This is a genomic window from Bhargavaea ullalensis (assembly GCF_042432615.1).
Classification (GTDB): Bacteria; Bacillota; Bacilli; order Bacillales_A; family Planococcaceae; genus Bhargavaea; species Bhargavaea ullalensis.
In genome coordinates, this window is sequence record NZ_JBHLWY010000043.1 from 185,643 (window position 1) to 212,002 (window position 26,360).

25 protein-coding genes are annotated in these 26,360 nt (G+C 58.8%); 18 read left to right on the forward strand and 7 right to left on the reverse strand.

Features of this window, described 5'->3' with window-relative positions:
- Positions 1 to 34: 34 nt before the first annotated feature.
- From ACFFIY_RS12995 to ACFFIY_RS13005, 3 genes are read right to left on the reverse strand one after another with little or no spacing between them, the layout of a single operon-like run.
- Complete coding sequence (locus ACFFIY_RS12995; RefSeq protein ID WP_354194518.1) at positions 35 to 1,531, reverse strand: phytoene desaturase family protein; 1,497 nt, start codon at positions 1,529 to 1,531, stop codon at positions 35 to 37.
- On the reverse strand, positions 1,528 to 2,475 hold the full coding sequence (locus ACFFIY_RS13000; RefSeq protein ID WP_354194520.1) for a phytoene/squalene synthase family protein: 948 nt from the start codon (positions 2,473 to 2,475) through the stop codon (positions 1,528 to 1,530). Before ACFFIY_RS13000 ends, ACFFIY_RS12995 begins: the two co-directional genes overlap by 4 nt.
- 22 nt (positions 2,476 to 2,497) lie before the next feature.
- Positions 2,498 to 4,063 (reverse strand): phytoene desaturase family protein, encoded by a 1,566-nt coding sequence (locus ACFFIY_RS13005; protein ID WP_354194522.1) that lies wholly within the window; start codon positions 4,061 to 4,063, stop codon positions 2,498 to 2,500.
- 256 nt (positions 4,064 to 4,319) lie between these two features.
- Here ACFFIY_RS13005 and ACFFIY_RS13010 point away from each other — a divergent pair, with 256 nt between their 5' ends.
- A complete protein-coding gene (locus ACFFIY_RS13010) occupies positions 4,320 to 5,216 on the forward strand; it encodes a MerR family transcriptional regulator (protein WP_354194524.1) in 897 nt (298 codons plus the stop codon).
- Positions 5,217 to 5,385: 169 nt separating this feature from the next.
- Positions 5,386 to 6,777: an MDR family MFS transporter gene (locus ACFFIY_RS13015; protein ID WP_354194835.1), complete on the forward strand. Its 1,392-nt coding sequence runs from the start codon at positions 5,386 to 5,388 to the stop codon at positions 6,775 to 6,777.
- A gap of 142 nt (positions 6,778 to 6,919) precedes the next feature.
- On the opposite strand, the gene ACFFIY_RS13020 is transcribed toward ACFFIY_RS13015, so the two are convergent.
- The 3 genes from ACFFIY_RS13020 to ACFFIY_RS13030 form a co-directional block, all read right to left on the reverse strand.
- Complete coding sequence (locus ACFFIY_RS13020; protein WP_354194526.1) at positions 6,920 to 7,945, reverse strand: LLM class flavin-dependent oxidoreductase; 1,026 nt, start codon at positions 7,943 to 7,945, stop codon at positions 6,920 to 6,922.
- 141 nt (positions 7,946 to 8,086) lie between these two features.
- The gene (gene ptsP / locus ACFFIY_RS13025) at positions 8,087 to 9,799 is read right to left on the reverse strand and encodes a phosphoenolpyruvate--protein phosphotransferase (protein ID WP_354194528.1); all 1,713 of its coding nucleotides are present in this window, start codon (positions 9,797 to 9,799) and stop codon (positions 8,087 to 8,089) included.
- 1 nt (position 9,800) lies between these two features.
- The gene (locus ACFFIY_RS13030) at positions 9,801 to 10,067 is read right to left on the reverse strand and encodes a phosphocarrier protein HPr (RefSeq protein WP_354194530.1); all 267 of its coding nucleotides are present in this window, start codon (positions 10,065 to 10,067) and stop codon (positions 9,801 to 9,803) included.
- 131 nt (positions 10,068 to 10,198) lie between these two features.
- On the opposite strand from ACFFIY_RS13030, the gene ACFFIY_RS13035 reads away from it, so the two are divergent.
- The 14 genes from ACFFIY_RS13035 (at position 10,199) to ACFFIY_RS13100 (ending at position 23,110) form a co-directional block, all read left to right on the forward strand.
- The gene (locus ACFFIY_RS13035) at positions 10,199 to 10,951 is read left to right on the forward strand and encodes a DeoR/GlpR family DNA-binding transcription regulator (RefSeq protein ID WP_354194532.1); all 753 of its coding nucleotides are present in this window, start codon (positions 10,199 to 10,201) and stop codon (positions 10,949 to 10,951) included.
- Positions 10,948 to 11,877 carry a 1-phosphofructokinase gene (gene pfkB / locus ACFFIY_RS13040; RefSeq protein ID WP_354194534.1) on the forward strand — a complete coding sequence of 310 codons (930 nt, stop codon included), beginning with the start codon at positions 10,948 to 10,950 and terminating at the stop codon, positions 11,875 to 11,877. Before ACFFIY_RS13035 ends, pfkB begins: the two co-directional genes overlap by 4 nt.
- Entirely contained in the window at positions 11,874 to 13,811 is a 1,938-nt protein-coding gene (locus tag ACFFIY_RS13045; RefSeq protein ID WP_354194536.1) for a PTS fructose transporter subunit IIABC, read from the forward strand. The genes pfkB and ACFFIY_RS13045 overlap by 4 nt, the downstream gene beginning before the upstream one ends.
- 272 nt (positions 13,812 to 14,083) lie before the next feature.
- On the forward strand, positions 14,084 to 14,575 hold the full coding sequence (locus ACFFIY_RS13050; protein WP_354194538.1) for a PTS sugar transporter subunit IIA: 492 nt from the start codon (positions 14,084 to 14,086) through the stop codon (positions 14,573 to 14,575).
- Positions 14,576 to 14,611: 36 nt separating this feature from the next.
- On the forward strand, positions 14,612 to 15,442 hold the full coding sequence (locus ACFFIY_RS13055) for a PRD domain-containing protein (RefSeq protein WP_354194540.1): 831 nt from the start codon (positions 14,612 to 14,614) through the stop codon (positions 15,440 to 15,442).
- Positions 15,443 to 15,484: 42 nt separating this feature from the next.
- Positions 15,485 to 16,954, forward strand: coding sequence for an N-acetylglucosamine-specific PTS transporter subunit IIBC (gene nagE / locus ACFFIY_RS13060; RefSeq protein WP_354194542.1), 1,470 nt, complete (start codon positions 15,485 to 15,487; stop codon positions 16,952 to 16,954).
- 46 nt (positions 16,955 to 17,000) lie between these two features.
- On the forward strand, positions 17,001 to 17,270 hold the full coding sequence (locus ACFFIY_RS13065) for an HPr family phosphocarrier protein (RefSeq protein ID WP_354194544.1): 270 nt from the start codon (positions 17,001 to 17,003) through the stop codon (positions 17,268 to 17,270).
- Positions 17,271 to 17,403: 133 nt separating this feature from the next.
- The gene (locus ACFFIY_RS13070; protein WP_354194546.1) at positions 17,404 to 17,775 is read left to right on the forward strand and encodes a PaaI family thioesterase; all 372 of its coding nucleotides are present in this window, start codon (positions 17,404 to 17,406) and stop codon (positions 17,773 to 17,775) included.
- 97 nt (positions 17,776 to 17,872) lie between these two features.
- Positions 17,873 to 18,631, forward strand: a complete 759-nt coding sequence (locus ACFFIY_RS13075) for an SDR family NAD(P)-dependent oxidoreductase (protein ID WP_354194548.1) — start codon at positions 17,873 to 17,875, stop codon at positions 18,629 to 18,631.
- A gap of 48 nt (positions 18,632 to 18,679) precedes the next feature.
- Complete coding sequence (locus tag ACFFIY_RS13080; RefSeq protein ID WP_354194550.1) at positions 18,680 to 19,114, forward strand: MarR family winged helix-turn-helix transcriptional regulator; 435 nt, start codon at positions 18,680 to 18,682, stop codon at positions 19,112 to 19,114.
- Between the two features lie 18 nt (positions 19,115 to 19,132).
- A complete protein-coding gene (locus tag ACFFIY_RS13085; RefSeq protein WP_354194552.1) occupies positions 19,133 to 19,942 on the forward strand; it encodes an SDR family NAD(P)-dependent oxidoreductase in 810 nt (269 codons plus the stop codon).
- 599 nt (positions 19,943 to 20,541) lie between these two features.
- Positions 20,542 to 21,066 carry a methylated-DNA--[protein]-cysteine S-methyltransferase gene (locus ACFFIY_RS13090; protein WP_354194554.1) on the forward strand — a complete coding sequence of 175 codons (525 nt, stop codon included), beginning with the start codon at positions 20,542 to 20,544 and terminating at the stop codon, positions 21,064 to 21,066.
- A gap of 321 nt (positions 21,067 to 21,387) precedes the next feature.
- Positions 21,388 to 22,722, forward strand: coding sequence for a type I glutamate--ammonia ligase (gene glnA / locus ACFFIY_RS13095; RefSeq protein ID WP_354194556.1), 1,335 nt, complete (start codon positions 21,388 to 21,390; stop codon positions 22,720 to 22,722).
- Between the two features lie 88 nt (positions 22,723 to 22,810).
- On the forward strand, positions 22,811 to 23,110 hold the full coding sequence (locus ACFFIY_RS13100) for a rhodanese-like domain-containing protein (RefSeq protein ID WP_354194558.1): 300 nt from the start codon (positions 22,811 to 22,813) through the stop codon (positions 23,108 to 23,110).
- 157 nt (positions 23,111 to 23,267) lie between these two features.
- Here the strand turns inward: ACFFIY_RS13100 and ACFFIY_RS13105 are convergent, their stop codons facing one another.
- Positions 23,268 to 24,077, reverse strand: a complete 810-nt coding sequence (locus ACFFIY_RS13105) for a cupin domain-containing protein (protein ID WP_376837311.1) — start codon at positions 24,075 to 24,077, stop codon at positions 23,268 to 23,270.
- Between the two features lie 222 nt (positions 24,078 to 24,299).
- On the opposite strand from ACFFIY_RS13105, the gene ACFFIY_RS13110 reads away from it, so the two are divergent.
- Positions 24,300 to 25,031: an N-acetylmuramoyl-L-alanine amidase gene (locus tag ACFFIY_RS13110; protein ID WP_354194560.1), complete on the forward strand. Its 732-nt coding sequence runs from the start codon at positions 24,300 to 24,302 to the stop codon at positions 25,029 to 25,031.
- 120 nt (positions 25,032 to 25,151) lie between these two features.
- On the forward strand, positions 25,152 to 26,267 hold the full coding sequence (gene salA / locus ACFFIY_RS13115) for an iron-sulfur carrier protein/transcriptional regulator SalA (protein ID WP_354194837.1): 1,116 nt from the start codon (positions 25,152 to 25,154) through the stop codon (positions 26,265 to 26,267).
- The last annotated feature ends 93 nt before the right edge of the window (positions 26,268 to 26,360 follow it).

The following is a 26,360-nucleotide window of genomic DNA, read 5'->3' on the forward strand; positions in this document are numbered from 1 at the left end:
TATTTCGCCTCCATTCTGGCGCCAAGGGAACAGATCACCCATGATCGGCTTCAAAGATCTTGTTCGCCACCTGCTGGCCGCTCAGCGTCACCATCGGCATGCCGCCGCCGGGATTGACGGTACCGCCGGCGAAATACAGATTGGAGAAAAGCTCGCTCTTTTTCGGGTGCTTGAAACCGCGGTTCTTCTTTTTGTCGGACAAGGTTCCGTAAATGGATCCCCTGTCCGATCCGTATACCCGCCTGATGTCTTCCGGTGTCCACATGTCTTCTGTGACGATGTGTTCCCGCACCCCCTCAAGGCCCATCCGCTCAAGCTTTGCGAGAACACGTTCGCGAAACGCCCGGTAGTCCTCCTCCGTGAACGGAACATCTTGTATGTGCGGGATGTGGGGGAGGATCTTCAGGTTTTCATGGCCGGGCGGGGCCTGGGCCGGATCGGTCTTATTTGGATTCACGAGATAAATCGTAGGGTCTTCCGGAAGACGGCCATGATGGAAAATATCCTCCATGTTGCCTTTCAGATCTTCGGAGAAAAAGAAGTTATGATGGCGCAACTGCGGGTATTCCCGGCTGACGCCCAGGTGAAGCACGAGGCCCGATGCAGAAGGCTCAAACCGCTTTTCAAGTTTTCGGATGTACTTCACATCCACGTCCAGAAGCTTCTTGTACAGCGGAATCACTTCCATGTTGGAGACGAACCAGTCAGCGGTGCGGCTCGGACCGTCGGACATTTCCGCTGCCACGACGCTGCCGCTGCCGTCATCCGTAAGTCGGGTGATGCGGACGCCTGTATGGATCTCGACGCCGAGTTCACGGGCGAGCCGGCCGAGTCCTTCCGCGATGCCATGCATGCCCCCCGGTACATACCAGACGCCCTGATCATGCTGCATGGAAATCATCATGTTGAGGACGGCAGGCGCATCGTACGGGGAGGAGCCGACATATTTGATGAAATAGGAAAGCATCGTGCGAAACTTTTCATTGCTGATGCGCTTCTCGATGCCTTCGTACATCGTTGAAAACAGGTCGAATCCCCTGATCGAGCGAATCGGACCATGATGACGGATCACTTCGGCCGTTGTATCCAATCCTTCGCGGAAATAGCCCTGCTCCGTGATTTCATAAATCTTGCGGGAGTAGTCGAGCAGCTCTTTGTATTCACGGATGTCCTGCTCCTCCAGCAGGTCATTCTGCCGGAGCATCTGCTGCAGATCACCGTATAGGTCGATTTTCGAGTTGTCCGGAAAAAAGGAGCGCCATTCAAGACCGAGCCTGGTGGTGGGGATATAGTCTGCCATCTGTTTGCCGCTGCGGGTGAAGAGCCGCTCAAACACGTGGGGCATCGTCAAGATCGACGGCCCGAGATCAAATCCGAACCCGTCCTGTTCTTTTCGGTTCAGCTTGCCGCCGATGTGTTCATTTTGTTCGAACAGGCTGACACGGTAACCTTTTTGAGCGAGCGAAATGGCCGACGACAATCCGCCAAGTCCTCCTCCGATGATAAGTACAGACTTTCTGCTATCCTTCATGATTCCGCTCCTCCGAATTCTGTCCGCGGAAGTCCGCCGGAATCCTCTGTTGCCGCCGCTTCATCCAGGCAGGCCAGGTTAGTTTGCACCATGAGATAGATGCTCGCTTTTTCTATCTGACCGACAGACTGCTTTCTTCTGAAACAGTCATAGCCATTTTTTCTGACGGCCGCCAAAATTCCGCGATAAATACGGGCAGACAGCAAGACCGGCAGCCTGCTGTCGGGATCATAGCCGGTGATCTGTTGTTCAAAGCGATCATAGAGGGTTTCTGCCCGTCCGGCGATTTCTTCCCAAAGAGAAATGAATGCAGGGTTCACTGAGCCGGCACCGAGCATTTTCATTGAAAAAGAGTGCCGCTTCATATTTGCAGCAGGCAGATAAACACGGTTGTTCTGCCGGTAATCCTCGCCGATGTCACGCAATATATTCGTCAGTTGCATCGCGACACCGAGGTCGACGGCCTGCTGCCTGATATCGGCTGAATCCGTCTGTGAAGCGATAATTGGCAGCAAAGCAAGACCGACGGAACCCGCAACGAAATAACTGTACTTCTCCAGCTCGGGCAATGTGGAGGGCTGGCGGAAGTGAAGATCCATCCGCTGTCCGGCAATCTGGTCGCGAAATGGACCGATGTCCATCGGGAACCGGTTGAACACATCACGCAGGGCGCGCCATAGAGAGGTGTCCGGTTCTTGTCCGCATTCGAACAGGTTCAGCTCCTCCTCCAGTTTCTTGAGGGAAGCCATCTTGCGGGCCCGGCTGCCCTCCCGGTCCACAATGTCATCCGCCATCCGGCAGAATGAGTAGATGGCGTAAACGGCTTGCGCCTTTTCTTTCGGCAGCCTGCTGAATGCATAGTAAAAGCTTTTTGAGTGCCGCTTGATGATCGTTTCGCAGTAAAGGTAATCATGCTGAAGGCGGCGGTCTTGAGCTGGTGTCATGGCGGATCCCTCCTTGAACGTATCATGTGCCCGTTGCGTCGGCAGCCGCAGCAGTCTGGTTGCCCGGTTTGCATGCCGCCGTCACGGTGCCCCGGTCATCCAGCAACAATTCCTCCACCGCGATTTTTGCGGATAAAAGCACAATCGGAACGCCTGCGCCGGGATGGGTGCTGCTGCCGGTGAAGTACAGATTTTCACAGTTTTTCGCCTTGCTCTGCGGACGGAGATGATTGCTTTGGGCCAAGTTCGGCCGGAGACCGAAACAGGCACCGTTATAGGCATTGAAACGGGATTCAAAGTCCGGGGGAGTCATGAAGGACTCGGAAACGATATGGTTTTCCACATTGCCGAAACCGGGCACTTTTTTCAGGGCGTCAAGGATGAGTGTCCGGTAATGGCGGATGGTTTCTTCGTCCCATTCATACTTTGAAGTCGAAAGCTCGGACACCGGGACAAGGATGTATAGACCGTCTTTTCCTTCCGGGGCGAGCGAGGGATCCAATTTAGAGCCGATGTACACATAAAAAGAAGGGTCATCCATCCGGTTTCCCGTGAAAATGTCGTTCAGATTAACTTCCAGATCCCCGCTGAACACGAAGTTGTGGACGTTCGGGACTTCTTCGAACTTCTTGTCCATCCCGAGGTAGAGCAGAAAACATGAACAGGAATATTTCATGCTGTCGATTTTTTGATCGGTATATTTCCCCTTCGCTTTCCGGTCATTGACCAGGTTTTTCATCGCATACGGGAAATCGGCATTGCAGACGACAAAATCAGACTCAACCCTGTCTCCGCGCGCCCGGACCCCCCTGGCCTTTCCATCTTCGATGAGAATTTCGTCCACCGGGGCGTTGAGCCGGACTTTGCCGCCGAGTTCCCGGAACAGCCTTTCCATGGCGGAAGCCATCGTGTACATTCCGCCTTTGATGAACCAGACACCGTACAGGAATTCAATCATCGGGATCATCGTGTAGAGGGAAGGGCCGTTATAAGGCGAAACACCGATATAAAGGGTCTGGAAGCTGATCATCTGTTTCAGGCGTTCGTCTTTCAAATGCTTGCTGATGAAGCGGTCCGCGCTGTCGAATGTCTTCAGTTTCAGCGCCTGCCTCAGCGTAGACGGATTGTAGAAATCAGAGGGATTGCGGAAAGGCCGCTGAATGAAATGTTTTTTTGCAACGGTGAATCGTTCGTAGATTTCCCCAAGGTAATTCAGGAAGCCCTGGGCATCTTCTTCGCTGATCTCCTCGAGCGTTTTCATCAGCTCGACAAGGTCTGAGCGGATTTCGTAATGATCTTCCTCCCTGCTGCCGAAAAAGACGGAATACATCGGGTCGAGCCGCTCCATGGGAATGTAGTCATCAGGATTGCGGCCGGCAAGTTCGAATACTTCACGGTAAAGCTCGGGCATCATCACGATCGTGGGGCCAAGGTCAAATTTGAACCCATCCTGCTCGATCTGATGCATTTTTCCTCCGACCATCGATTCCTTTTCATAGATTTCCACTTCATATCCTGCATGCTGCAACCGGATGGCGCTGGCCAAACCTGCCACACCGGCTCCGACGACGATCACTTTTTTGCCCATCTGCAAGCTCCTTCCAGAAAGAAAGTCCAACCCGCCGGAATATACGAAAGGCTGTACACGGATCCTTTCTTTTGTATAATGTTGATTGTACAACATTGTACAAAAAGAACACAAGCAATATGAAAATATAAAGGTTTTTCAAGAGTTGATTGTATTTGAGGGGTTTTGTATATGGTTTTCTGTCTTAACGTTGTACAACACTTACTGAGCGACTATAATGGGGGAAGAAGAAAAAAACGGTTGAGGGACGAGCGCTATGGAGAGGGCAAAACGTTATTACGTCAAAGAAGTGGCTTCTATTACCGGGCTGTCTGCTCAAGTGATCCGAAAGTGGGAAGATCGTTATGGCATTGTCCGGCCGGAAAGACTGGACAATGGCTACCGTGTCTACAGCGAAGCTGATATTGCGAAACTGATGAGAGCGAAATCTCTCCAGCTGGAGGGGCACTCCTTGCTGAAAGTCGCGAAATTGCTTGAGGGGAGTGCTGAAACGGATAGCGGCGAGCAGTCGGTCATCCCGTCCGAAAAGAAAGTCGGGCATACAGCCAAACTTTTGGAAGCGGGCAGCAGATGTGATGAGGGCGAGCTGTCCCTCATACTCCGGCATGCCTACAATGAACTTGGCCTGAGGAGTTTTCTTGACGATGTAGTCATTCCGTTTCTTGAGGAGGTCGGCAGGAAATGGGAGACGGAGGAGTGGGGCGAGTTCCAGGAATCGTTTTCAAGTTTGGTGATCCGGGATTTCCTCATCAATCTCCGGCGAAATTACAAAGCGCATGAAGAGGCGCCACTTGTGATCGGGGCATGCTTCCCTGGAGAAACGCATGAAATACCGGTCCATATCATTTTGCTGAAACTCATGCTGGAAGGGTATCAAACTCATCTGATCGGTGCCTCGCCAGCACCGGGTGTGATCGAGGCAATCACGGACAGGCTGGATCCGGCAATCGTTTTGTTGTCGGCAGCGACTACCCTGCCGTTTATCCGGCATCCGGAAGTTTTGCCTGCACTGGACCGATTCGCTGCATCGCGTCCGGAAATCCGGTTTTATGCAGGGGGAGAAGGGACGATGCTTTACACGGCTTCTCACCAACCGGTGATGATCCGGGTTACAAATGATGTCGAAGAAATCGGACCGCCGTCCGGCAATTGAAACACTCTCACCATCCATTTTGGCGAGGGTGTTTTTGGCGGAGGCGGGCATGTAAACCGGCTTATGGTATAATCTGCGGAACATGCGGATCCATTCCGGGGAAGGTGCAGGCAGGGGAAGACCTGACCGGATCCGGTAAACCGGAGTGTACCAGAAAGTGGGCGAGATCATGGCAGAAACAGAAACGTTCGATTTCAGAAAGAATATTCCGCTGTTCGCCGTCCTTTTATCGGGCGCGTTCATCACAATCCTGAACCAGACACTCGTCGCGACTGCGCTGCCGCCGATCATGCATGATTTCGGCATCACCGAAAGCACGGTCCAGTGGCTGCAGTCGGGCTTCATGCTCGTGAACGGGATCATGATTCCGATCACGGCGTTCCTGATCCAGACCTACACGACTCGGAGGCTGTTCCTGAGCGCGATGGGCATCTTCGCCGCCGGGACGCTGGTCGCGGCGCTCGCCCCGAATTTCCCGGTGCTTCTCGCCGGCCGCCTCTTGCAGGGAGCGGGGGCCGGGATCATGATGCCCCTTCTCCAGACGATCATGTTCCTTCTGTTCCCGCTTGAGCAACGGGGAAAGGCGATGGGCATGTACGGACTCGTCATCGCCTTCGCTCCGGCAATCGGGCCGAGCCTGTCCGGCTATCTGGTGGACCAGTTCCCTTGGCGCAGCATTTTCTATGTCGTGCTGCCGGTAGCCCTTCTGATCATCGTTGCCGCCGCCTTCCTGCTGAAGAACGTCACCAAGCAGACATTTCCGAAGGTGGACATTCCGTCGATCATCTTGTCGACTCTCGGCTTCGGCGGGCTGCTCTACGGGTTCAGCATCGCGGGGAGCGGCGGCTGGCTGCAGGCCCAGGTCGGGATTGCCATGCTGGTCGGCGCGGTGACGCTGTTCCTCTTCATCCGCCGTCAGCTGCGGCTGGAGCAGCCGATTCTGGAGATGCGGGTGTTCGGGAATAAAATCTTCGCCGTGACGACGGTCCTCGGCATGATCGTGTTTTCCTCGATGATCGCCGCGACCGTCATCCTGCCGATCTACATGCAGACGATGCACGGCTTCACCGCCTTCCAGTCGGGCCTGATGCTGCTTCCGGGCGCCGCCATCATGGGGCTGATGAACCCGGTGACGGGGATCCTGTTCGACAAGTACGGAGGGAAGTGGCTGCTGCGTGCGGGCTTTGCCATCCTGACCGTCACGACGTTCATGTTCACGAGCCTGACCGACGAAACGAGCTTCGTTTATCTGGCGGTGCTGAACGCCGTCCGGATGTTCGGCATTTCGATGGTCATGATGCCGTCGACCACACTCGGCCTCAATCAGCTGCCGGCCACCCTCATCCCGCATGGAACCGCCGTCAACAACACGTTCCGGCAAATGTCCGGTTCGGTCGGGACGGCCATCCTCGTCACGGTCATGGCGACCGCTGGACTCCACGACGGCACCGCACTCGGCGCCATCCGCGGCGTGAACTTGTCCTTCGTCGCGGCCGGCTGGATCGCCGTCCTCGGCCTGATCCTCACTTTCTTCATCAGGGACCCGAAGAAAGAGGGATGAATCAAATGCAAACAGGCCTTCCCGGCAGAATCGGGAAGGCCTGTTTTGATGAGCGTTATCTTTATCGGGAGAAGCGTTATCTTTAACCGGGGGAGCGTTATCTTTATCGGATGAAACGTTATCTTTATCTGAAAACCCATTCTCAGATCCCTTCCGCCGCGTCCTTCAACAGTTCCATCGACCGCTTCTGCGATTCCAAGTCAAAGATCGGGGAGACGGCCATCACTTCGCCGAACGGCACGCGCCGGGCAAGACCGGCGAGACGGTCCCGGACGTGCCCCGCCGAACCGATGAGCCAGGAGCGGCGCACCGTCTCGATCTCATCCCGCTCCTTTTCGGTTTTCACGTCGCCGAGCGCCTGCCGGGGAGGCGGCAGCTTCACCTGGCGGCCGCGATGGGCCCAGAACTGTCCATGCAAGGCGCTTCCGGCAATGAACTCCGCTTCATCGCCGGTCTCTGCAACGAACGCGCGCATGGCGACGATCACCCGGGGCGTGCCGGCGTGTCCGGCCGCCCGGAAGCGGTCCGCATACAGGCCGGCCGTCTCCGCCATCTCTTCTTCATCCGAATTGATGAAGTGGGCGAAGGCGTACGGGAGCCCGAGTTCCGCGGCGAGCCGTGCGGAGGAAGGGCCGGTGCCGAGGATCCAGACGTCCGGCGCTTCCCGGACGGCGGGGCTCACCCGGAAGTGGCCGCTGAACGGGTGGTCTTCCGGCAGGTCGTCCGCGAGGTATTCAAGCAGCTCGCCCGTCATTTCAGGAAAGCGGTCCGTTTTCTTCGGCCCCCAGTCGTCGAGCGACCGGCCGCCGGCGAGGAGAATCGTCGGCAGGTGCGTGCCGCCGGGCGCCTTGCCGATGCCGAGGTCGACGCGTCCGGGTGCGAGGGCGCCCATGACGCGGAAGCTCTCGGCCACTTTGAACGGGCTGTAGTGCGTCAGCATGACGCCGCCCGTGCCGATGCGGATCCGTTCAGTCTTCCCGAGCAGGTGCGCCGCAAGGATTTCCGGTGCGGACCCGGCGAGCGTGCCGGATCCGTGGTGCTCGGACACCCAGTAGCGCTCGAGCCCGGTCCGGTCCGCATGCCGGGCGATTTCAACCGTCCGCGCAAACCCGTCTTCCGGAGTCATTCCCTCCATCAGCTGGGTCTGGTCCAGCATGCTCACTTTCATGGCTTGCCCAACTCCTTCCTTTGCAAGTACTTTAGCGGAGCGCGGGGAAGCGTTCAAGCGGGATGCCCGGACCTTCCGACGACCGCTCCGCAAATAAAAACGCGCGCCGTTCCCTTTATGCGGGAGCGGCGCGCGTTGTTTTCACTTCAGTCCGTCCAGGTATTCCAGCACTTCTTCGCCGGAGGCCATCGACAGGATGTCGCCGATCCGGGCTTCCATGTCGGCTTTGGACGTTTCCGCAAGCTTGGCGCGGGCCTTCAGGATCGAGGAAGCACTCATCGAAAACTCGTCGAGCCCCATGCCGAGCAGGAGCGGGACGGCGCGTTCATCGCCGGCCATTTCGCCGCACATGCCGGCCATCTTGCCTTCGCGGTGCGCGGCATCGATGACGTTCTGGATGAGCCGCAGGACGGCCGGGCTGAACGGCTGGTACAGATAGCCCAGTTTCTCGTTCATGCGGTCGGCGGCCATCGTGTACTGGATCAGGTCGTTCGTGCCGATCGAGAAAAAGTCCACTTCACGCGCAAAGGCATCCGCCATAAGGGCGGCGGCCGGGATTTCGACCATCATGCCGACTTCGAACCCGTCGCTCACCGGGACGCCGGCCGCCTTGAGCTTGTCCCGCTCGTCGAGGAGAACCGCTTTCGCGCGGCGGAATTCGTCCACGGTCGCGATCATCGGGAACATGATCTTCAGCTTGCCGTGCACGCTCGCCCGGAGCAGCGCACGCAGCTGGACGCGGAACAGATCTTCTTCCTGGAGGCAGAGCCGGATCGCCCGGATGCCGAGGAACGGATTTTCCTCCTCGGGCAGCGGCATGTAAGACAGCTTTTTGTCTCCGCCGATGTCGAGCGTGCGGACGATTGTCGGCCGTCCGTCCATCTGTTCGAGGACGCTCCGGTAGGCCTCATATTGTTCATCCTCGGTCGGCAGGGCGTCGCGGCCCATGTACAGGAACTCGGTCCTGAACAGGCCGACGCCCTCGCCGCCGTGCTCCAGCACTTTCGCCGCGTCGGCCGGCGAGCCGATGTTGCCGGCGATTTCAACCCGGTGGCCGTCTGCAGAGATGCTCGGCTCGGCCGCCAGCCGGGAAAGCTCTTCCCGCTGCAGGCCGAGCGTCTGCTGTTTTTCCGTGTAATCGGCGACCGTCTGATCGTCAGGCCGCACGATCACTTCGCCGGCGGAGCCGTCGACAATGAGGAGGTCGCCTTCTTTGACCGTTTCCATCGCGGAGCGGCTGCCGACGACGGCGGGGATTTCAAGCGTCCTGGCGAGGATCGCCGAGTGGGACGTGCGGCCGCCGATGTCTGTGATGAACCCTTTCACGTAAACGGGGTTCAGCTGGACGGTGTCGGACGGCGTCAGGTCTTCCGCCACGATGATCACTTCTTCTCGGATGAGCGAGGGATTCGGCACCGTCACGCCGAGCAGATGGGACAGAATGCGCTTCGTCACGTCGCGGATGTCCGCCGCCCGCTCTTTCATGTAGGCATTGTCCATCGACTCAAACAGGGCGACGAAGCCGGACGCGGTCTCGTCGAGCGCATGCTCTGCGTTCACGCTATCGGTTCGAATCTTGTCTTTCACCGGGCCGATCAGTTCCGGGTCGTCGAGCACGAGCAGGTGCGCGCTGAAGATCTCGGCCTCCTCTTCGCCGATCTCTCCGGCGGTCCGCTCGCGTATTTCTTCCAGTTCCCGTCGCGAGGCGGCCAGTGCTTCGTCCAGCCGGGACAGTTCGGCCCCGGTGTCCGTAATCCTTCTCTTCTTCGCCTCAAGAACGGGGTGCTCCAGCCGGAACGCCTTGGCGACTGCGATGCCGTCGGACGCGGCGATGCCGCTGAGTTTGGCTGCCATGTTACTCAGCCAGCCCTTCGGATTTCATGACTTCCTCGACCTTGGCGATCGCTTCGTTTTCATCACTGCCGTCTGCGCGGACCGTCACAGATGAGCCGGGCGCGACGCCGAGCGACATGACTCCGAGGATGGACTTCATGTTGACGGTCTTGTCTTTGTAAATGAGAGAGATGTCCGACTGGAACGGTGCGAGCGAACCGACGAGCTTGGATGCGGGCCGAGCGTGCAGGCCTTCTGAACCGCTGATGACAAATTGTTTTTCGATCATATGAAACGCCTCCGATTGAATCCGGCAGAGCCGGTTGAATGTTTTTGATTGTTTATGATAGATTATGATGGATTTGTGAAGCGTTTTCAAGTAGAATGAAACCAATCTATGAGAGTGAAGGAGTTGCGGCCATGCTGACGGCGGAAAGACACGATCTCATTATGGGCCTTCTGAAAAACAGGCAAACCGTGAAAATCGCCGATCTGGTTTCACAAACGGGGGCATCTGAGTCGACGATCCGGCGAGACCTCACCGAGCTGGAGGACCTGGGGCTTCTCGAGCGGGTCCATGGCGGCGCGACGACCCGGGAGCGGAATATCCAGGAACTCAGCGTGTCCGACAAATCGGTCAAAAACGAGCAGGAGAAGCTGGCGATCGCGTCTTACGCCGCCTCGCTCGTCGAGGAAGGCGAGTATCTCTTTCTCGACGCGGGGACGACGACGTTCCGGATGATCCCCTTTTTGAAAGACAAGCAGGCGGTCGTCGTCACGAACGGGCTTTCCCATGTGGATGCGCTCGTGGAGCACGGAATCACCACTTACCTGACGGCCGGTTATGTGAAGGCAAAGACGCTCGCACTCGTCGGCCCCCAGGCGACCGAGTCGCTTTCCGGCTACCGGTTCGACCGGTGCTTCCTGGGAGCGAACGGCTTTCATCCGCAGTCGGGGTTCACGACGCCCGACCCGGAAGAAGCGGCAGTCAAGAAACTTGCCGCCTCGCTTTCCCGCAGACCCTATGTGCTGGCCGATCATACGAAATGGAACCAGGTGAGCTTCGCACGGGTCTTCGGCCTGGAGGAGGCAACGCTCATCACGGGCGGACTTGGGGCATCGGTCCGCTCTGCGCTTGAAGAAAAAACGACCGTGGAGGTGGTGTACGGATGATCTACACTTGCACGCTGACCCCGTCACTTGACTATACCGTTTATCTTCCCGAGTTCACAGCCGGCAAACTGAACCGCTCGGAGGAAGTGTACTATTATCCGGGCGGCAAGGGAATCAACGTCTCGCGCGTGCTCAAGCGCCTCGGGACCGACAATGTTGCGATGGCGGTCGCCGGCGGCTTCACCGGTGATTACATCGGACAGTTTCTCCGCGGGGAAGGGATCCGGACCGATTTCATCCCGACCGCAGACACGACGAGGATCAACGTAAAGATCAAGTCTGCCGAAGAAACCGAGCTGAACGGGCCCGGGCCGGAATTGGCGGAAGAAGCGCGGCAACAGCTGCTCGGACGGGTGCGGCGGATGAAATCCGGCGACTGGCTCGTGCTCGCAGGCCGCATCCCGGGCTCGGACGGAGCGGCATTTGCCGTGGAACTGGCCGGGGCGTGCCAAAGCCGGGGCGTCCGGCTTGTCGTCGACTCGTCGGGCCCTGCGCTGAAGGAGCTGGCGAACATGCGCCCTTACCTGATGAAGCCGAACGGGGAAGAGCTCGGCGAACTGTCCGGAAAAGAGATTGAGACACGGGAAGATGCCCTGGAACAGGCGCGCGGACTCGTGGAAAAAGGCGTGCAGAACGTCATCGTCTCACTCGGAGGAGACGGGGCCCTGTTCGTTTCGCAAGAAGTGGAGGCGTCTGCGGAAGCGCCCCGCGGCAAAGTCGTGAACACGGTCGGCGCGGGCGATTCGCTCGTCTCGGGCTTCATCGCCGCTACCGGGGCAGGGGCGACTCCGCTTGAGGCGTTCCGGCGCGGCGTCGCGGCGGGGAGCGCCACGGCGTTCCGGTCGGATCTCTGCCGGAAAGAAGATGTGGATGCACTGGCCGGACAGGTCACGGTCACCCGGCTGGAAGGAGGAACGGAAAGATGAAGATTACTTCTTTGCTGACAAAGGAAACGGTTCTGCTGGACCTGAAGGCCGGAACGAAGCCGGACGTCCTCTCGGAGCTGGTCTCCGGACTGGACGCCGCCGGCAAGCTCAATGACCGGGAAGCGTTCGCCGCGGACATTCTCGCCCGCGAGGAACAGAGCACGACGGGGATCGGGGACGGAATTGCGATTCCTCACGCGAAGTCCGCGGCCGTCCGGGTGCCGTCGATCGCGTTCGGCCGCTCGGAAGCCGGGATCGACTATGATTCGCTCGACGGGCAGCCGGCGCACCTGTTCTTCATGATCGCGGCGAGCGACGGGGCGGCGAACGACCATCTCGAAGCGCTGTCCCGGCTCGCCACGTTCCTCATGGACGCCAACTTCCGCGACCGCGTCATGAATGCCGAAACGGCGGACGATGTGCTCGCAGCGGTGAACGACAAGGAAGCGGAACTCGACGGGCCGCAGGAGACAGAGCCGGCGGAAAAACCGTCCGTTGCCGGAGAGGCCGGCGTTAAGCCGGGCTTTCAGATCCTTGCCGTCACGGCCTGTCCGACCGGTATCGCGCACACTTATATGGCCGCCGAGAAGCTGAATGAGCGGGCAAAGGAGCTCGGCATTCCGATCAAAGTCGAGACGAACGGCTCATCCGGCGTGAAGAACCGGCTGACGCCGGAAGAAATCAGCAGCGCCGACGCCATCATCGTCGCGGCCGACACGAAAGTGGAGATGGCCCGGTTTGACGGAAAGCCGGTCATCCAGACGAAGGTCGGCAAGGCCATCCATGAAACGGATGCGCTGCTCGATCGCGCCGTCCGAGGCGAAGCCCCGGTTTACCGTCATGAAGGAACCGGCGGCGAACAGGCGGATGCCGGCGGGGAAAAGAGCGGCTTCTACAAGCACCTCATGAACGGCGTGTCGAACATGCTGCCGTTCGTCGTCGGCGGCGGAATTCTGATCGCACTGTCATTCTTCTGGGGCATCCATTCAAGTGATCCTGCCAGCCCCGAGTACAACGCGTTCGCCGCGATGCTCAACACGATCGGCGGCGGCAAGGCGTTCTTCCTCATGGTGCCGGTGCTCGCGGGCTTCATCGCCTCGAGCATCGCGGACCGTCCCGGATTTGCGCCGGGCATGGTCGGCGGGCTCATCGCGATCACGGTTTCGGGCGTTGAAGGGGCGGATGGAGGCTCGGGATTCCTCGGCGGCCTGATCGCCGGGTTCCTCGCCGGATACGTGACGCTGTTCGTGAAGAAGGCGTTCTCCCGCCTGCCGCAGTCGCTGGAAGGCCTCAAGCCGGTGCTGTTCTACCCGCTGTTCGGCATCGCCATCACCGGTCTCGTCATGATGCTCATCAACCCGCAGCTCACGAAGCTGTACACCGGCCTGTCCGCATTCCTTGAAGGCCTCGGCGGCACGAACACCGTGCTCGTCGGGCTGCTCATCGGCGGCATGATGGCGGTCGACATGGGCGGGCCGGTCAACAAGGCGGCCTACACGTTCGGCATCGCCATGCTGGACGCGGGCAACTTCCACTTCATTGCGGCCGTCATGGCAGCGGGCATGGTGCCTCCGCTCGGCATGGCGCTTGCGACGACTTTGTTCAAGAACCGGTTCACGAAGCCGGAACGCGAGGCGGGCAAGACGGCTTACGTTCTCGGCGCCTGCTTCATCACGGAAGGCGTCATCCCGTTTGCCGCGGCCGACCCGGCGCGCGTCATTCCGGCGTCGATCGCCGGGGCGGCGGCGACGGGGGCGCTCACGATGCTGTTTGACATCAGCCTCCGGGCGCCGCACGGCGGGATTTTCGTCATGGGCCTCGTCGAAGGCGGCCTCGCGAAGATTCTCCTGTACGCGGCCGCCATCCTCATCGGTGCCATCATCACCGCCGTGGTCGCCGGCCTGCTGAAGAAAAAAACCGTGCAGGCGGCTTAAACAAAGAAAAGTTCTGCCGGACACAGGGAGACCCGAGGTCCGGTATTTTTATTGCCGCCGTGATTTCAGAATAGTTAATCTTGTGTTGCCGTCTGCTCTCTTTTCGTGGTATGATGGGTCTACAAAATGAAAGCGGTCTCATGTGACTGATCCGATCAGGCATGGGAGCAACTGCGGAAGGACTCCGGTCCCTCCGCTCTGCTCCCATGCTTTTTGCATTCCCGCCCGTACAGGAGGGGAATGCAAGCAAATCCAATTTAGGAGTGATGAACATGCCGTTTAACCTGTTCAAGAAGAAAAGCAATGGCCCGCTTGAGGTGAAGGCACCCGTCAGCGGGGAAATCGTCGGGCTTGAAGACGTTCCGGATCCGGTGTTCAGCCAGAAGATGATGGGGGACGGGGCCGCCGTCATGCCGTCCGGCGGACCGGTCGTGTCACCGGTCGGCGGGACGGTCGTGATGGTCGCCGGAACGGGCCATGCGGTCGGCATCAAATCAGCCGGCGGCACGGAGTTTTTGATCCACGTCGGGCTTGAGACGGTGTCGCTCAAAGGGGAAGGATTCAGCGTCAAGGTGAGCCAGGGGGATGAAGTGTCGGCAGGGCAGCCGCTGATCGAGGCGGACTGGGCGTACCTGAAGGAACATGCGCCGAGCATCGTGACGCCCATCGTCGTGACGAACGGGGAAGGCAAGACGGTCAGCCGGTCAGCCGCCGGTGCGTGTGCGGCCGGCGAGACGGTGATTTTCACGGTTTCCGGGGACTGATGCTGCCGGGCCGGCCATGAAACAGGGGGAGTGCCCATGAAGATCAAGAAAATCCTCAACAACAATGCCGTCATCGCGGTGGAGGGGGACCGAGAGAAGGTCGTCGTCGGGCCGGGGATCGCCTTCGGGCGCAAGCGGAATGATCCCATCATCCCGGACAAAATCGAAAAGACGTTCATCATGACGGAAAACGACAAGCTGGCAACGCTGCTCGGCCGGATTCCCGAGGAACATTTCACCCTTTCGGAGAAGATCATTTCCCGCGCGGAGCAGACGTTCGGACTGAAGCTCAATGAACATATCCATCTTGTGCTGACGGACCATCTGTCGTTCGCCATCGAACGCACGATCGACGGCATCCATGTCCACAACAAACTCATGGACGAAATCAGGCTGCTGTACCCCGATGAGTTCGCGGTCGGGCTGTGGGCGGTCGGACTCGTCCGGGAGGAACTCGGGGTGGCGCTGCCGGAGGACGAGGCGGCATTCATCGCACTCCACCTTCATACGATGAAACCCCAGGGCAGCGACCTCGGCGATACGATCCGGCAGGCGACGATCCTGCGGGACATGCTGCAGGCCCTCCGCCGGTGCATCGGGCGCGACATGTCGGCGGGCGACATCGCCTATCAGCGGCTTGTGGCCCATCTCCGCCTGGCGGTCGGCAATTTTGACCGGTATGAGTTCCATGCATTGGATGAGGAAATGTGCACACTCATCCGGCGGAAGTATGCCGAGGCATACGGATGCGCGCGGAAAATGGCGGAAGCGGCCGCACAGCTCCACGGCATCCGGATTCCCGAACAGGAACTCGCCTACATTACACTTCACATCGAGCGGATCCGGAATCCGGGCAAACGCGTGTGAATCTTTGACAGACCTGCCAATCAAACAAAAGGGGATGAAGAAATGAAAAAGTATTTCCAGAGGCTCGGCGGCTCGCTCATGCTTCCGGTCGCGGTCCTGCCGGCTGCGGCCATCCTGATGGGGATCGGGTACTGGATCGACCATGACGGCTGGGGGTCCGGCAACGTCATCGCAGCCTTTCTCATCACGGCCGGCGACGCGATCCTGAAGAACATCCCGATCCTGTTCGCGGTCGGAGCGGCGATCGGCTTGTCACGGGAAAAAGACGGCGCCGCCGCACTGAGCGGTCTCGTCGCTTTCCTCGTCGTGACGAACATGCTGTCGAAGGATTCGGTCGCACTGTTCACCCAGACGGATCCGGATCAGGTTGACATGGCGTTCGGCCAGATCAACAACGCATTCATCGGCATCATTTCGGGGATCATCGCGTCCGTCATGTACAACCGGTTCAGCCAGGTGAAGCTGCCGGACTTCCTTGCGTTCTTCAGCGGGAAGCGGCTCGTGCCGATCATGTCGGCCGCGGCGATGCTCGCTGCATCGGCCGTGCTGTTCTTCGTCTGGCCGGTCGTCTACGGCTGGCTTGTCTCGTTCGGCCAGACAATCCTGAATCTCGGAGCGGCCGGCGCCGGGCTTTATGGCTTCTTCAACCGGCTGCTCATCCCGACCGGCCTTCACCATGCGCTCAACGCCGTGTTCTGGTTCGACACCGTCGGGATCAATGACATCGGCAAGTTCTGGGCGAGCGAAGGCACGAAGGGGATCACGGGCCGCTATCAGGCCGGCTTCTTCCCGATCATGATGTTCGGCCTTCCGGCTGCCGCGCTCGCCATGTACCACACGGCGAAGACGAAGCGCCGGAAGCAGGCGGCCTCCCTCATGCTTGCCGCCGGCTTCGCCTCGTTCTTCACGGGCGTCACCGAGCCGCTTGAGTTTTCGTTCATGTTCCTCGCGCCGGCGCTGTATGTCGTCCACGCCGCGCTCACCGGCATCTCGCTGTTCATCGCGGCCACGTTCCACTGGACGGCCGGCTTCGGATTCAGCGCCGGGCTGATCGACTATGTGCTGAGTCTGAGCATCCCGATTGCGAACATGCCGGTCATGCTGCTCGTGCAGGGCCTGTTCTTCGCTGTGGTCTATTACTTCCTGTTCCGCTTCCTCATCGTCAAGTTTGACTTGAAGACGCCGGGACGGGAAGATGAAGAAGCGCTCGAAGCGGAAGAAGGCGGGCCGGTTTCCGGAACGGCGCCTGCTTCGAAGGATGACAAGTTCAAGGCGATGGCCGCCACCATCTATGAAGGGCTCGGCGGCGGGGACAACGTCGTCTCCGTCGACAACTGCGCCACCCGCCTCCGGGTCGAAGTGAGGGACATGGACAAAGTCGACCAGGCGAAGATCAAGTCCACCGGCGTCCCGGGCATCAACGTCATCGGCAAACACAACATCCAGGTCATCGTCGGCACGAGCGTCCAGTTCGTCGCGGACGAAGTGAAAAACCTGCAGCAGGGGAAGTAATCCCTTCATGGACAAGGCCACCCGATCTTTCAAAGGAGCCATTATGATGAAAAAGACATTCAGAATCACCGCAGCCGAAGGGCTTCACGCCCGCCCGGCCACATTGCTCGTCTCGGCCGTCAACCAGCTTGATGCGGACGTCCGGCTCGTCCACGGCAACAAGCCGGCCAACCTGAAGTCGATCATGGCCGTCATGGCCGCCGGCATCCCGTCCGGCGCGGAAGTCACCGTCACCGCGGAAGGCGCCGATGCTGCGCAGGCGATTGATAAAGTCTCCGAGGTCTTCGCTTCGCAGAAACTCGGGGAAGAATGCTGAGGAATCAAAATAGCAGGCGCGGGACCGGTGAGGTCGTCCGTGCCTGCTTTTTTTGATGGGTTTCTTGCACATCCGCCCGTTGAAGGGCCACAATGGGGACAAATCATCCAACAGACCTAGGGGGAGCTCGTCCATGTTCATCAACCAGCCATTCGATTCATTTCTCGGATTCCGATACGACCGCCTGTCGGACGACCGGGTCCGGGTGACGCTGCCGGTGCAGGATCTGTACGTCAACAGTTCGGGGGTCATCCACGGGGGCATCATTTCATCGCTCGCCGACGTGGCGATGTCGAATCTGGTGCCGGCGGACGAAGAAGGCGTCCAGCAAATGGTGACCGTCGACCTCGGCGTCTCGTTCCTGCGGGGGGCGACCGGCGGGAGTCTCCGGGCCGAAGCGGAAATCGTGAAACACGGGCGGACGCTTGTCCATGCTGCCTGCACCGTATACGACGAAGAAGACCGCGCCGTCGCCACGGCGAAGGGCGTATTTTTCCGCAAATAGGGAAACCACAAAATGCAGTGGGGTTTTCAGGTTTAATTACTTTAACGTTAAACAATAAGGTGCTAAAATAAACTCATCAGTTAAGGAGGAATGCAACATGGCCGGACGATTGGAAGGAAAATCAGCGATCATCACGGGAGCCGGCGGAGGCATCGGCCGCGGGATGGCGCTTGCCTTCGTCAAGGAAGGCGCAAAGGTCGCGATTGTCGACATCAACGAGGACCTCGGGAAACAGACGGAGAAGGAACTGCAGTCGTACTCGCCGGATTCGTTTTTCATCATGGGTAACCTGATGGACCACGAAAATCTCGGAGGCCTCATCGAACAGGCCGTCGCGAAATTCGGCAAGCTGGACGTGCTCGTGAACAATGCCCACGCTTCCACACAGAAGCCGTTCATCGAAACGACCCAGAAAGACCTGGACCTCAGCTTCGGAACGGGCTTCTATCCGACGTTCTATCTCATGCAGGCGGCCTATCCTCACTTGAAAGAGACGAAAGGTACGATCATCAACTTTGCATCCGGTGCCGGCATCAACGGCCAGGTGAACCAGGTCGCCTACGCAGCCGCAAAAGAAGCGATCCGCGGCACAACACGCGTAGCGGCGAACGAGTGGGGCAAAGACGGCATCAACGTCAACCTCATTTCGCCGATCGCGAACTCGCCGGGCATCCGCCAGTGGAAAGAACACGAACCGAAAGCATACGACGAGATGCTGGAACGGATTCCGATGCGCCGCCTTGGCGAGCTTGAGGAAGATATCGGCCGCGTGGCGGTGTTCCTCGCAAGCGACGACGCCTCCTACATCACCGGCCAGACAATCATGGTCGACGGCGGAGCGACGATGCTGCGCTGATCTCCGGCAAACCCGGAAAGACAGCAGTCGGCAAACGGAGGGGTGGACATGGAAGAAACGGATCTGTTCGAGCTGATCCATTCGGCGGAAGCGGTCACGAATGAAATGCTCATCCGGTGGACAAAGGCATTTGACCGCAACATCGGCGTCTCGCCGGTGCTGGTCTTGTCGGAACTGGCGGAGCAGGGTCCGCAACCGCAATCGGCGCTCGCCGCCAAGCTCGGTTACACGGCAGCGGCCATCACGAACATCGCGGGCAAGCTTGTGCGGGAAGAGCTCGTGGAACGCCGGACGAACGAACAGGACCGGCGCCATGTGCTGCTCGCCATCACCGCAAAGGGCATGGAAGTGCTTGAGGCGGCACACCGGACAGGCACGGATCTCCGTGTCCGCATGTTCCGTGCACTGTCAAAAGAAGAAATCGAACAATACATCTCAATCAACCAAAAACTGCTGGACGCCCTCACGTCCGGCGACGAATAACGAAGGGAGCGATCCTCCATGACAGGACGCGTACAAGACAAAGTGGCATTGGTGACCGGAGGCGCCTCGGGCATCGGCCTGTCGGCAGCAACCTTGATGGCAAAGGAAGGCGCAAAAGTCGTCATCGCCGACTTCAATGATGCCGGCGCAAAAGAAGAAGCACGGAAAATCACCGAAGCGGGCGGAGAAGCGAAAGGCATCTTCCTCGATGCCGGCGATGAGCAGTCGATCCGGGATGCCATCGATTTCACGGTAAATGAATACGGGAAAATCGATGTGCTCTACAACAACGTCGGCCTGACGAACCTCAAGAAAGACCTGGATGTCGTCAACATGGACCTCGACGAGTGGGACCGGCTCATGAACGTCAACCTGAAAAGCGTCTTGCTCGGCAGCCGATTCGCCATCCCGCACATGATCAAAGCGGGCGGCGGCTCGATCATCAACACCGCTTCGATGGCCGGCTTCGCGGGCGACTCGACCCGCTCCGCTTATGGTGCATCCAAGGCGGGCATCGTCAACCTGACCCGCTATATCGCCACCCAGTACGGCAAAGATAACATCCGCTGCAATTCGGTCGCACCGGGCCTCATCCTCACACCGGCCGCGAAAAACAACATGCCCGATGAGGTGCTCGACATTTTTGCCAAATACAACGCGTTGCCTTACCACGGCGAGGCGGACGACATCGGCTATACGGTGCTGTTCCTCGCCTCCGACGAATCCAAATTCATCACCGGCCAGACAATCCAGGTCGAAGGCGGCCACTATAACACGAACCCGTCCATCGCCGACTTCCAGGCGTACATGGAACAGGCAGGCAAATAAGAAAAGCCGCAACTTCCGGCAGGACCGCCAATCAAGTACAGAAAGAGCCAACACTCATCGTGTTGGCTCTTTCTCATGTGCTGCGACATTCACAGGGTGAATCCCGACATTCGGGGAGTGTATCCCGACATTCGGCGCCTCTATCCCGACATTCACCCCGGGACGGCTCCTATCCCGACATTCGCAGGGTGTATCCCGACATTCGAGGGCCGTATCCCGACATTCAGCGCCTCTATCCCGACATTCACCCTGGGACGGCTCCTATCCCGACATTCGCAGGGTGAATCCCGACAATCGGGGAGCGTATCCCGACCTTCGGGGCCTCTATCCCGACATTCACCCCAGTGCGGCTCCTATCCCGACATTCGCAGGATGAATCCCGACATTCGGGGGACGAATCCCGACATTCGGGGCCTCTAACCCGACATTCACCCCGGGACGGCTCCTATCCCGACATTCGAGGGGCGAATCCCGACATTCGGGGCCTCTATCCCGACATTCACCCCAGTGCGGCTTCTATCCCGACATTCGGGTCACCGTAGCCGCGTGGTATAATGAATGTTAAGCAAGCATCACCGACCGGGAAGGGGAGGATGGAAATGGAGGAACGGACGATCCACTGGGCATGGCTGCAACACGGGGAATGGCGGTTTCTCGTGGCGGCAGTATCGGAGGGGCTCTGCTATATCGGTTCGCAGGACGGAAATTTGGAAGAAGTGGAGCGGTGGGCCGTAAAGCGGATGCCGGGGAGCCGGCTGGAAGAGGACCGGGAAGCGCTCGCGCCGTATGTTGCCGAACTCATTGAATATCTTGACGGCAACCGGACGGCATTCGACCGGCCGATTGCGCTCGGCGGAACCGTGTTTCAGCGGGAAGTTTGGCAGGCGCTGCAACGCATCCCGTGCGGAGAGACGGTCACTTACTCGGATATCGCGTCAGCCATCGGGCGTCCGGATGCAGTACGCGCCGTCGCTGCTGCCATCGGGGCGAATCCCGTCCTCATCCACATCCCTTGTCACCGCGTCATCGGCAAGAACGGCAAGCTCACCGGCTTCCGCGGCGGACTGGACATGAAGCGCCGGCTGCTGGAGCTGGAGTCGGAGCCGGCTGCTTCCGTCAAGTGACCGGCGGAGCGGGCCGTCCCGACGGGGAACCGCGGCTTTTCTTCCCTGAAATAGTTTGCGGGGTCGGCCGGTTCCGTGCTATCCTATTATCCCTCTCTTTTTCAGCCGTCGGACGGAAAAGAGCAAAATGAAGCGCTTCCAATTTCATCCTTCTCCCAATTGTGGGGGAGGGTTTTTGTTTTGCCGAAATGTAGGAGGAGGAAATTTCATTTCTTCAATAAAAATCCTGAAAAACTGCTTGCCTGGCCCCCCGGCACCCCGTATGATAGAAAAATGTGATGGCCGGGCGCCGTCTTAATTTGGAAAAGGGAGAGTGGCATGATGGGGAAGTTGACGCGTGATGATATTTGGAGATTTGTCGAGGAAGAGAATGTGAATTTCATCCGCCTCCAGTTCACGGACGTGCTGGGAACGATCAAGAACGTGGAGATCCCGGTCAGCCAGCTCGACAAGGCGCTCGACAATAAGATGATGTTCGATGGGTCCTCGATCGAGGGATTTGTGCGGATTGAGGAATCCGATATGTACCTGATCCCGGATCTTGACACGTGGATGGTGTTCCCGTGGACGACCGGAAAGGGAAAGGTCGCGCGGTTCATCTGTGATGTCCACCGGTCCGACGGCACGCCGTTTGAAGGGGATCCGCGCGGCAACCTGAAGCGGGTGCTCGCCGAGATGGAAGAGATGGGCTTCACTCATTTCAACCTCGGGCCGGAGCCGGAATTCTTCCTGTTCAAGCTTGATGAGAACATGCAGCCGACGCTTGAGACGAACGATAACGGCGGCTATTTCGACCTGGCGCCGACCGACCTCGGCGAAAACTGCCGCCGCGACATCGTGCTGGAACTCGAAGAGATGGGCTTTGAGATCGAGGCGTCCCACCACGAAGTCGCTCCGGGTCAGCATGAGATCGACTTCAAATATGCCGATGCGCTCACCGCGTGCGACAACATCCAGACGTTCAAACTCGTCGTCAAGACGATTGCACGCAAGCACGGCCTGCACGCGACGTTCATGCCAAAGCCGCTGTTCGGCGTCGCAGGGTCCGGCATGCACTGCAACATTTCCTTGTTCCGTGACAGTGTGAATGCGTTCTTCGACGAATCGGGCGAGCTGAAGCTCAGCAACACGGCGTACAAGTTCATGGCGGGCGTGCTCAGCCACGTGCGCAACTTCACGGCCGTGACGAACCCGACGGTCAATTCCTACAAGCGGCTCGTACCCGGCTATGAGGCCCCGAGCTACATCGCGTGGAGCGCGCAGAACCGGAGCCCGCTCGTGCGGATTCCGGCATCGCGCGGACTGAGCACGCGGATTGAAGTCCGCTCGGTTGACCCTTCCGCTAACCCGTACCTCGCGATGGCGGTCATCCTGAAGGCCGGCCTCGACGGCATCCGGAACGACCTGGACGTCCCGGCGCCGGTGGACCGCAACCTGTACGAAATGACGCCGGAAGAATTGGCGGAAGCCGGCATCGGCACACTGCCGACCGATCTTGACCATGCGCTCAGCGCACTGGAGTCAGATGAAATCGTGAAGTCAGGCCTCGGCGAGCATATTTACCGCAACTACATGGACGCAAAGCGGATGGAATGGGAGCAGTACCGCGTCACCGTCCATCCGTGGGAGCGCGAACACTACATGAAGATGTACTGAGTTCCGTGCTTCCGTGTTGCCGGAATGCCCTCCGGATTTTATAATGGAAGCAACCAGGCAAGCGACGATTCCCACGGGAGGGACGATGATGAAAGAGATTTCGACGAAGGAACTTGAACTCCGGCTCGCTGCAGGTGAACAGGTCGCCATGATCGACGTCCGGGAACCTGAGGAAGTGGCGGCCGGCATGATCTCGGGTGCCGTGCACATTCCGCTCATGGAATTGCCTGAACGCTTCGGCGAGCTGGACCGCGACACAGAGTATGTTCTCATTTGCCGCTCCGGCGGCCGCAGCACGATGGCCGCCGAATTCCTGGAAGGCCAGGGCTATGACGTCGTCAACATGACCGGCGGCATGCTCGACTGGCAGGGCGAGACGATCGCTTAAGGTTGTTCGAACAATCCCCGGCTCCGGGGCAGGCGGAAATGAATTTCAAGTCGTTCCGGGCCGTGAAACGGAGATGGGCGACGTCTCTTTCATTGAATAAAAAGAGCTTCCGGCAACTCAGTTTCCACTGTGTTTCCGGGAGCTTTTTCAATTGGTTTCACATTTTCTTGCTTTGCTGAAGCAGTTGGGAGACACCGGTTTTTTCCCATTGTTCCACAGTCTCGTAGGCTTTTTCGGGAGAATAGCCTTTCCCCACCAGAACCCCCATGAGAATAAATTCCTGGAGGATGTGGGTCGAATTGATTCCTCTTTTCACGTCCTCCAAGCCTTCATTCACTAAAAACTCCGTGTATCGTATCCACTCATCGGGAGTCTTGCCGCCAATCCTCACTTCTTTTCCCGCTTCATGTCCGCTTTGCCGCATTCTTGCCGCAGCATCCGCTTTTGACGGATCCACCGTATTGAACGGGTGATTGGGCGGAGCGTATATCGAGTAAAGCTTCATGGGGGTGTTGCCTGTGTTGACCACATTGTGCCAGGTGCCCGCAGGAACCATGATGGCGGAGTCGTCATGGACCGTTTTGACAAAGTCCAGTTGGTCCTTCTTTTTGCCCATTTGAACAACACCGGTGCCTTTTTCAATGCGCAAAAACTGATCGACCACGGGGTGTATTTCCAGTCCGATATCTTCACCGGGGTTGATGGACATTAAGGTTACCTGCAAATGGGGCCCGGTCCACAGGGTGGTGCGGTAATTCCGGTTTAGCCGGGATGCCCGGTTGATATCAATCGTGAACGGTTCAGGCCCATGATCGGTCAATGACACGTCGGTCTTTCCCTGGCTTCCCGGATGGGATGCGGGAGGGAAGGCGCAGGTGCATTGGGGAGGACTGGCGCGGCAATACGGGGTCTGCGTATAACAGACCGGATAAAGAGCCTGGTGGTATGCCCAGGGCTGAACATACATGTCTTTCAATCCCTTCACTTAGACTTGGGTACATCATATGCCCGGCCTATGTGTTTGAACCCATAAATAGGCGGAGTTTGACCGGCCGGTGTGTCCGATGGGGCTTGATTGAGTCCCAAATCATCCGATCTGACGCGCTTTCGTGCCGCGTTCGCCTTGCCGGGTCGTTCATAGTCGTCCACTTTCCGGCGTATAGTGGGGAAAAAGGCGGTGACGGAAGAGTTGAGCGTATGGCGAACTTTTAGAAGGCGGGTGTGGGTGCTGGCCTTCGTGCTGGTGGCTTCCGCCGCGGTGCTGGCGTACGAGACGTTTGCGTCGGACCGCGATTTCTTCTTGCCTGAGCCGCTCGGCGGGGTGAAGGTCGTCATCGATCCGGGGCACGGCGGACCGGACGGCGGCGCGGCGTCGGGCGAGGTGGTCGAGAGTTCGATCAACCTGGCAATTGCGCAGAATCTCGAGAAAGAGTTGAAGAAAAAAGGCGCGACGGTCATCATGACGCGCACGAAGGAAGGCGACGCACTTGCGGAGCGGAATCCGGGGGAGAATTTCCCGAGCATCCGTGCCAGGAAGATGGCGGATTTGAAGCTGCGCGAGGAGATTGCGCTCGATGAGAAGCCGGACATGTTCCTGAGCGTGCATGTGAATGCAGTCCCGGAGGAGAAATGGCGCGGTGCCCAGGTGTTCTACCATGCGGAGGGCCACCCGGACAGCGAGCGGCTCGCCAAGGCCGTCCAGGCTTCGTTCACCGAGACGATCGAGACGGACCGGGAGGCGCTCGCGGTGCGGCAAGTGTATTTGCTGAAGAAAGTCCCGACGCCGGCCGTCCTCATCGAAACTGGCTTCATTTCCAACCCTGAGGAGAAGGCGCTGCTGACGGACAAAGCGTATCAGAAGAAAGTCGCCGCGGCGATCGCGGACGGGGTTTCGGCCTACATGGATGAAGAGCTGCAATGATCAGCCCGTCGCCTGCGCGATGGGTTTTTCTTCGTGCGGCGCCGCTGAGCGGAGTGGGCGAAACCGGCCGTTCCCTATGGTATACTGTAGGGAGAATTGACCGGATTGGGAGTGTCTGAATTGATCAATGAACAGCAAGTACGCGAGCTGGTGGGGCAGCTTCAGGACCCGTTCCTCCACCGCACGCTGGCCGAGACCGGCGGCATCACCGAGGTCTCGATCAAGGAAGAAAAAGCGCATGTGAGCGTCAAGCTCGCCATCGCGAAGATCAACAACGCCGAGCAGATGCAGCTTCAGATGAAAGTCGTCGACGTGCTGAAGAAAGCCGGCGCGAACACGGTCGGCATCCGATTCGAAGAACTGCCGGCGGAAAAGCTGGAAGAATTCCGCGGTACCGCAACACCTGCCGAGACGCAGGATTTGCTCTCGCCGCTCAATAAAGTCGAGTTCATCTCAATCGCATCCGGGAAGGGCGGCGTCGGCAAATCGACCATTTCCGTCAACCTCGCCGTTGCGCTCGCCCGGCTCGGCAAGAAAGTCGGCCTGATCGATGCCGACATTTACGGGTTCTCGGTGCCTGACATGATGGGCATCCAGCAGAACCCCGTCGTGCGCGGCAACAGCATCATCCCGGTTGAGCGCTTCGGCGTGAAGGTCATCTCGATGGGCTTCTTCGTCGACCAGAACGCACCGGTTGTCTGGCGAGGTCCGATGCTCGGCAAGGTGCTTGACCAGTTCTTCCGCGACGTGGAGTGGGGCGACCTCGATTATCTGCTGCTCGACCTGCCTCCGGGCACGGGCGACGTGGCGCTCGACGTCCACCAAATGCTCCCGCACTCGCGCGAGATCATCGTCACGACCCCGCACCCGACGGCCGCATTTGTCGCCGCCCGCGCAGGCGCCATGGCGATCAAGACCGACCACGAAATCCTCGGCGTGATCGAGAACATGTCCTGGTTCGAGTCGAAGAAAACCGGCGAGCGCGAATACGTCTTCGGCGAAGGCGGCGGCCCGAAACTCGCCGATGAGCTCCGCACTGAACTGCTCGGCCAAATCCCGCTCGGCCAGCCGGACTGGAACGAAGAAGACTTCGCTCCGTCCGTCTACCTCGAAAGCCATCCGACAGGCAAGCTCTACGACGACATCGCCCGGAAGGTCATCGAAAAGGAAAGCGCGGACAAGCCGGCCGCCAACGAAGGCCCGGTCAGCCCATTCGACCCGCGCCAACAATCATAAAATGAACGAACGCCGCATCCCGGGTAGTCGGGATGCGGCGTTTTTATTGGTGGGCAGTGAAGTTTATTAAGAACTGGACTCTATTCGGAATCA

Excerpts from the sequence above, each read along its gene's own strand:
- ACFFIY_RS13005 (WP_354194522.1), bottom strand. The coding sequence starts at position 4,063 with ATGGGCAAAAAAGTGATCGTCGTCGGAGCCGGTGTGGCAGGTTTGGCC.
- nagE (WP_354194542.1), top strand. The coding sequence starts at position 15,485 with ATGAAAAAGTATTTCCAGAGGCTCGGCGGCTCGCTCATGCTTCCGGTC.
- ACFFIY_RS13085 (WP_354194552.1), top strand. The coding sequence starts at position 19,133 with ATGACAGGACGCGTACAAGACAAAGTGGCATTGGTGACCGGAGGCGCC.
- ACFFIY_RS13010 (WP_354194524.1), top strand. The coding sequence starts at position 4,320 with ATGGAGAGGGCAAAACGTTATTACGTCAAAGAAGTGGCTTCTATTACC.
- ACFFIY_RS13090 (WP_354194554.1), top strand. The coding sequence starts at position 20,542 with ATGGAGGAACGGACGATCCACTGGGCATGGCTGCAACACGGGGAATGG.
- ACFFIY_RS13050 (WP_354194538.1), top strand. The coding sequence starts at position 14,084 with ATGCCGTTTAACCTGTTCAAGAAGAAAAGCAATGGCCCGCTTGAGGTG.
- ACFFIY_RS13100 (WP_354194558.1), top strand. The coding sequence starts at position 22,811 with ATGAAAGAGATTTCGACGAAGGAACTTGAACTCCGGCTCGCTGCAGGT.
- ACFFIY_RS13055 (WP_354194540.1), top strand. The coding sequence starts at position 14,612 with ATGAAGATCAAGAAAATCCTCAACAACAATGCCGTCATCGCGGTGGAG.
- ACFFIY_RS13065 (WP_354194544.1), top strand. The coding sequence starts at position 17,001 with ATGAAAAAGACATTCAGAATCACCGCAGCCGAAGGGCTTCACGCCCGC.
- ACFFIY_RS12995 (WP_354194518.1), bottom strand. The coding sequence starts at position 1,531 with ATGAAGGATAGCAGAAAGTCTGTACTTATCATCGGAGGAGGACTTGGC.
- ACFFIY_RS13045 (WP_354194536.1), top strand. The coding sequence starts at position 11,874 with ATGAAGATTACTTCTTTGCTGACAAAGGAAACGGTTCTGCTGGACCTG.
- ACFFIY_RS13000 (WP_354194520.1), bottom strand. The coding sequence starts at position 2,475 with ATGACACCAGCTCAAGACCGCCGCCTTCAGCATGATTACCTTTACTGC.
- ACFFIY_RS13015 (WP_354194835.1), top strand. The coding sequence starts at position 5,386 with ATGGCAGAAACAGAAACGTTCGATTTCAGAAAGAATATTCCGCTGTTC.
- ACFFIY_RS13075 (WP_354194548.1), top strand. The coding sequence starts at position 17,873 with ATGGCCGGACGATTGGAAGGAAAATCAGCGATCATCACGGGAGCCGGC.
- glnA (WP_354194556.1), top strand. The coding sequence starts at position 21,388 with ATGGGGAAGTTGACGCGTGATGATATTTGGAGATTTGTCGAGGAAGAG.
- ACFFIY_RS13035 (WP_354194532.1), top strand. The coding sequence starts at position 10,199 with ATGCTGACGGCGGAAAGACACGATCTCATTATGGGCCTTCTGAAAAAC.
- pfkB (WP_354194534.1), top strand. The coding sequence starts at position 10,948 with ATGATCTACACTTGCACGCTGACCCCGTCACTTGACTATACCGTTTAT.
- ACFFIY_RS13105 (WP_376837311.1), bottom strand. The coding sequence starts at position 24,077 with ATGTATGTTCAGCCCTGGGCATACCACCAGGCTCTTTATCCGGTCTGT.
- ptsP (WP_354194528.1), bottom strand. The coding sequence starts at position 9,799 with ATGGCAGCCAAACTCAGCGGCATCGCCGCGTCCGACGGCATCGCAGTC.
- ACFFIY_RS13020 (WP_354194526.1), bottom strand. The coding sequence starts at position 7,945 with ATGAAAGTGAGCATGCTGGACCAGACCCAGCTGATGGAGGGAATGACT.
- ACFFIY_RS13080 (WP_354194550.1), top strand. The coding sequence starts at position 18,680 with ATGGAAGAAACGGATCTGTTCGAGCTGATCCATTCGGCGGAAGCGGTC.
- ACFFIY_RS13070 (WP_354194546.1), top strand. The coding sequence starts at position 17,404 with ATGTTCATCAACCAGCCATTCGATTCATTTCTCGGATTCCGATACGAC.
- ACFFIY_RS13030 (WP_354194530.1), bottom strand. The coding sequence starts at position 10,067 with ATGATCGAAAAACAATTTGTCATCAGCGGTTCAGAAGGCCTGCACGCT.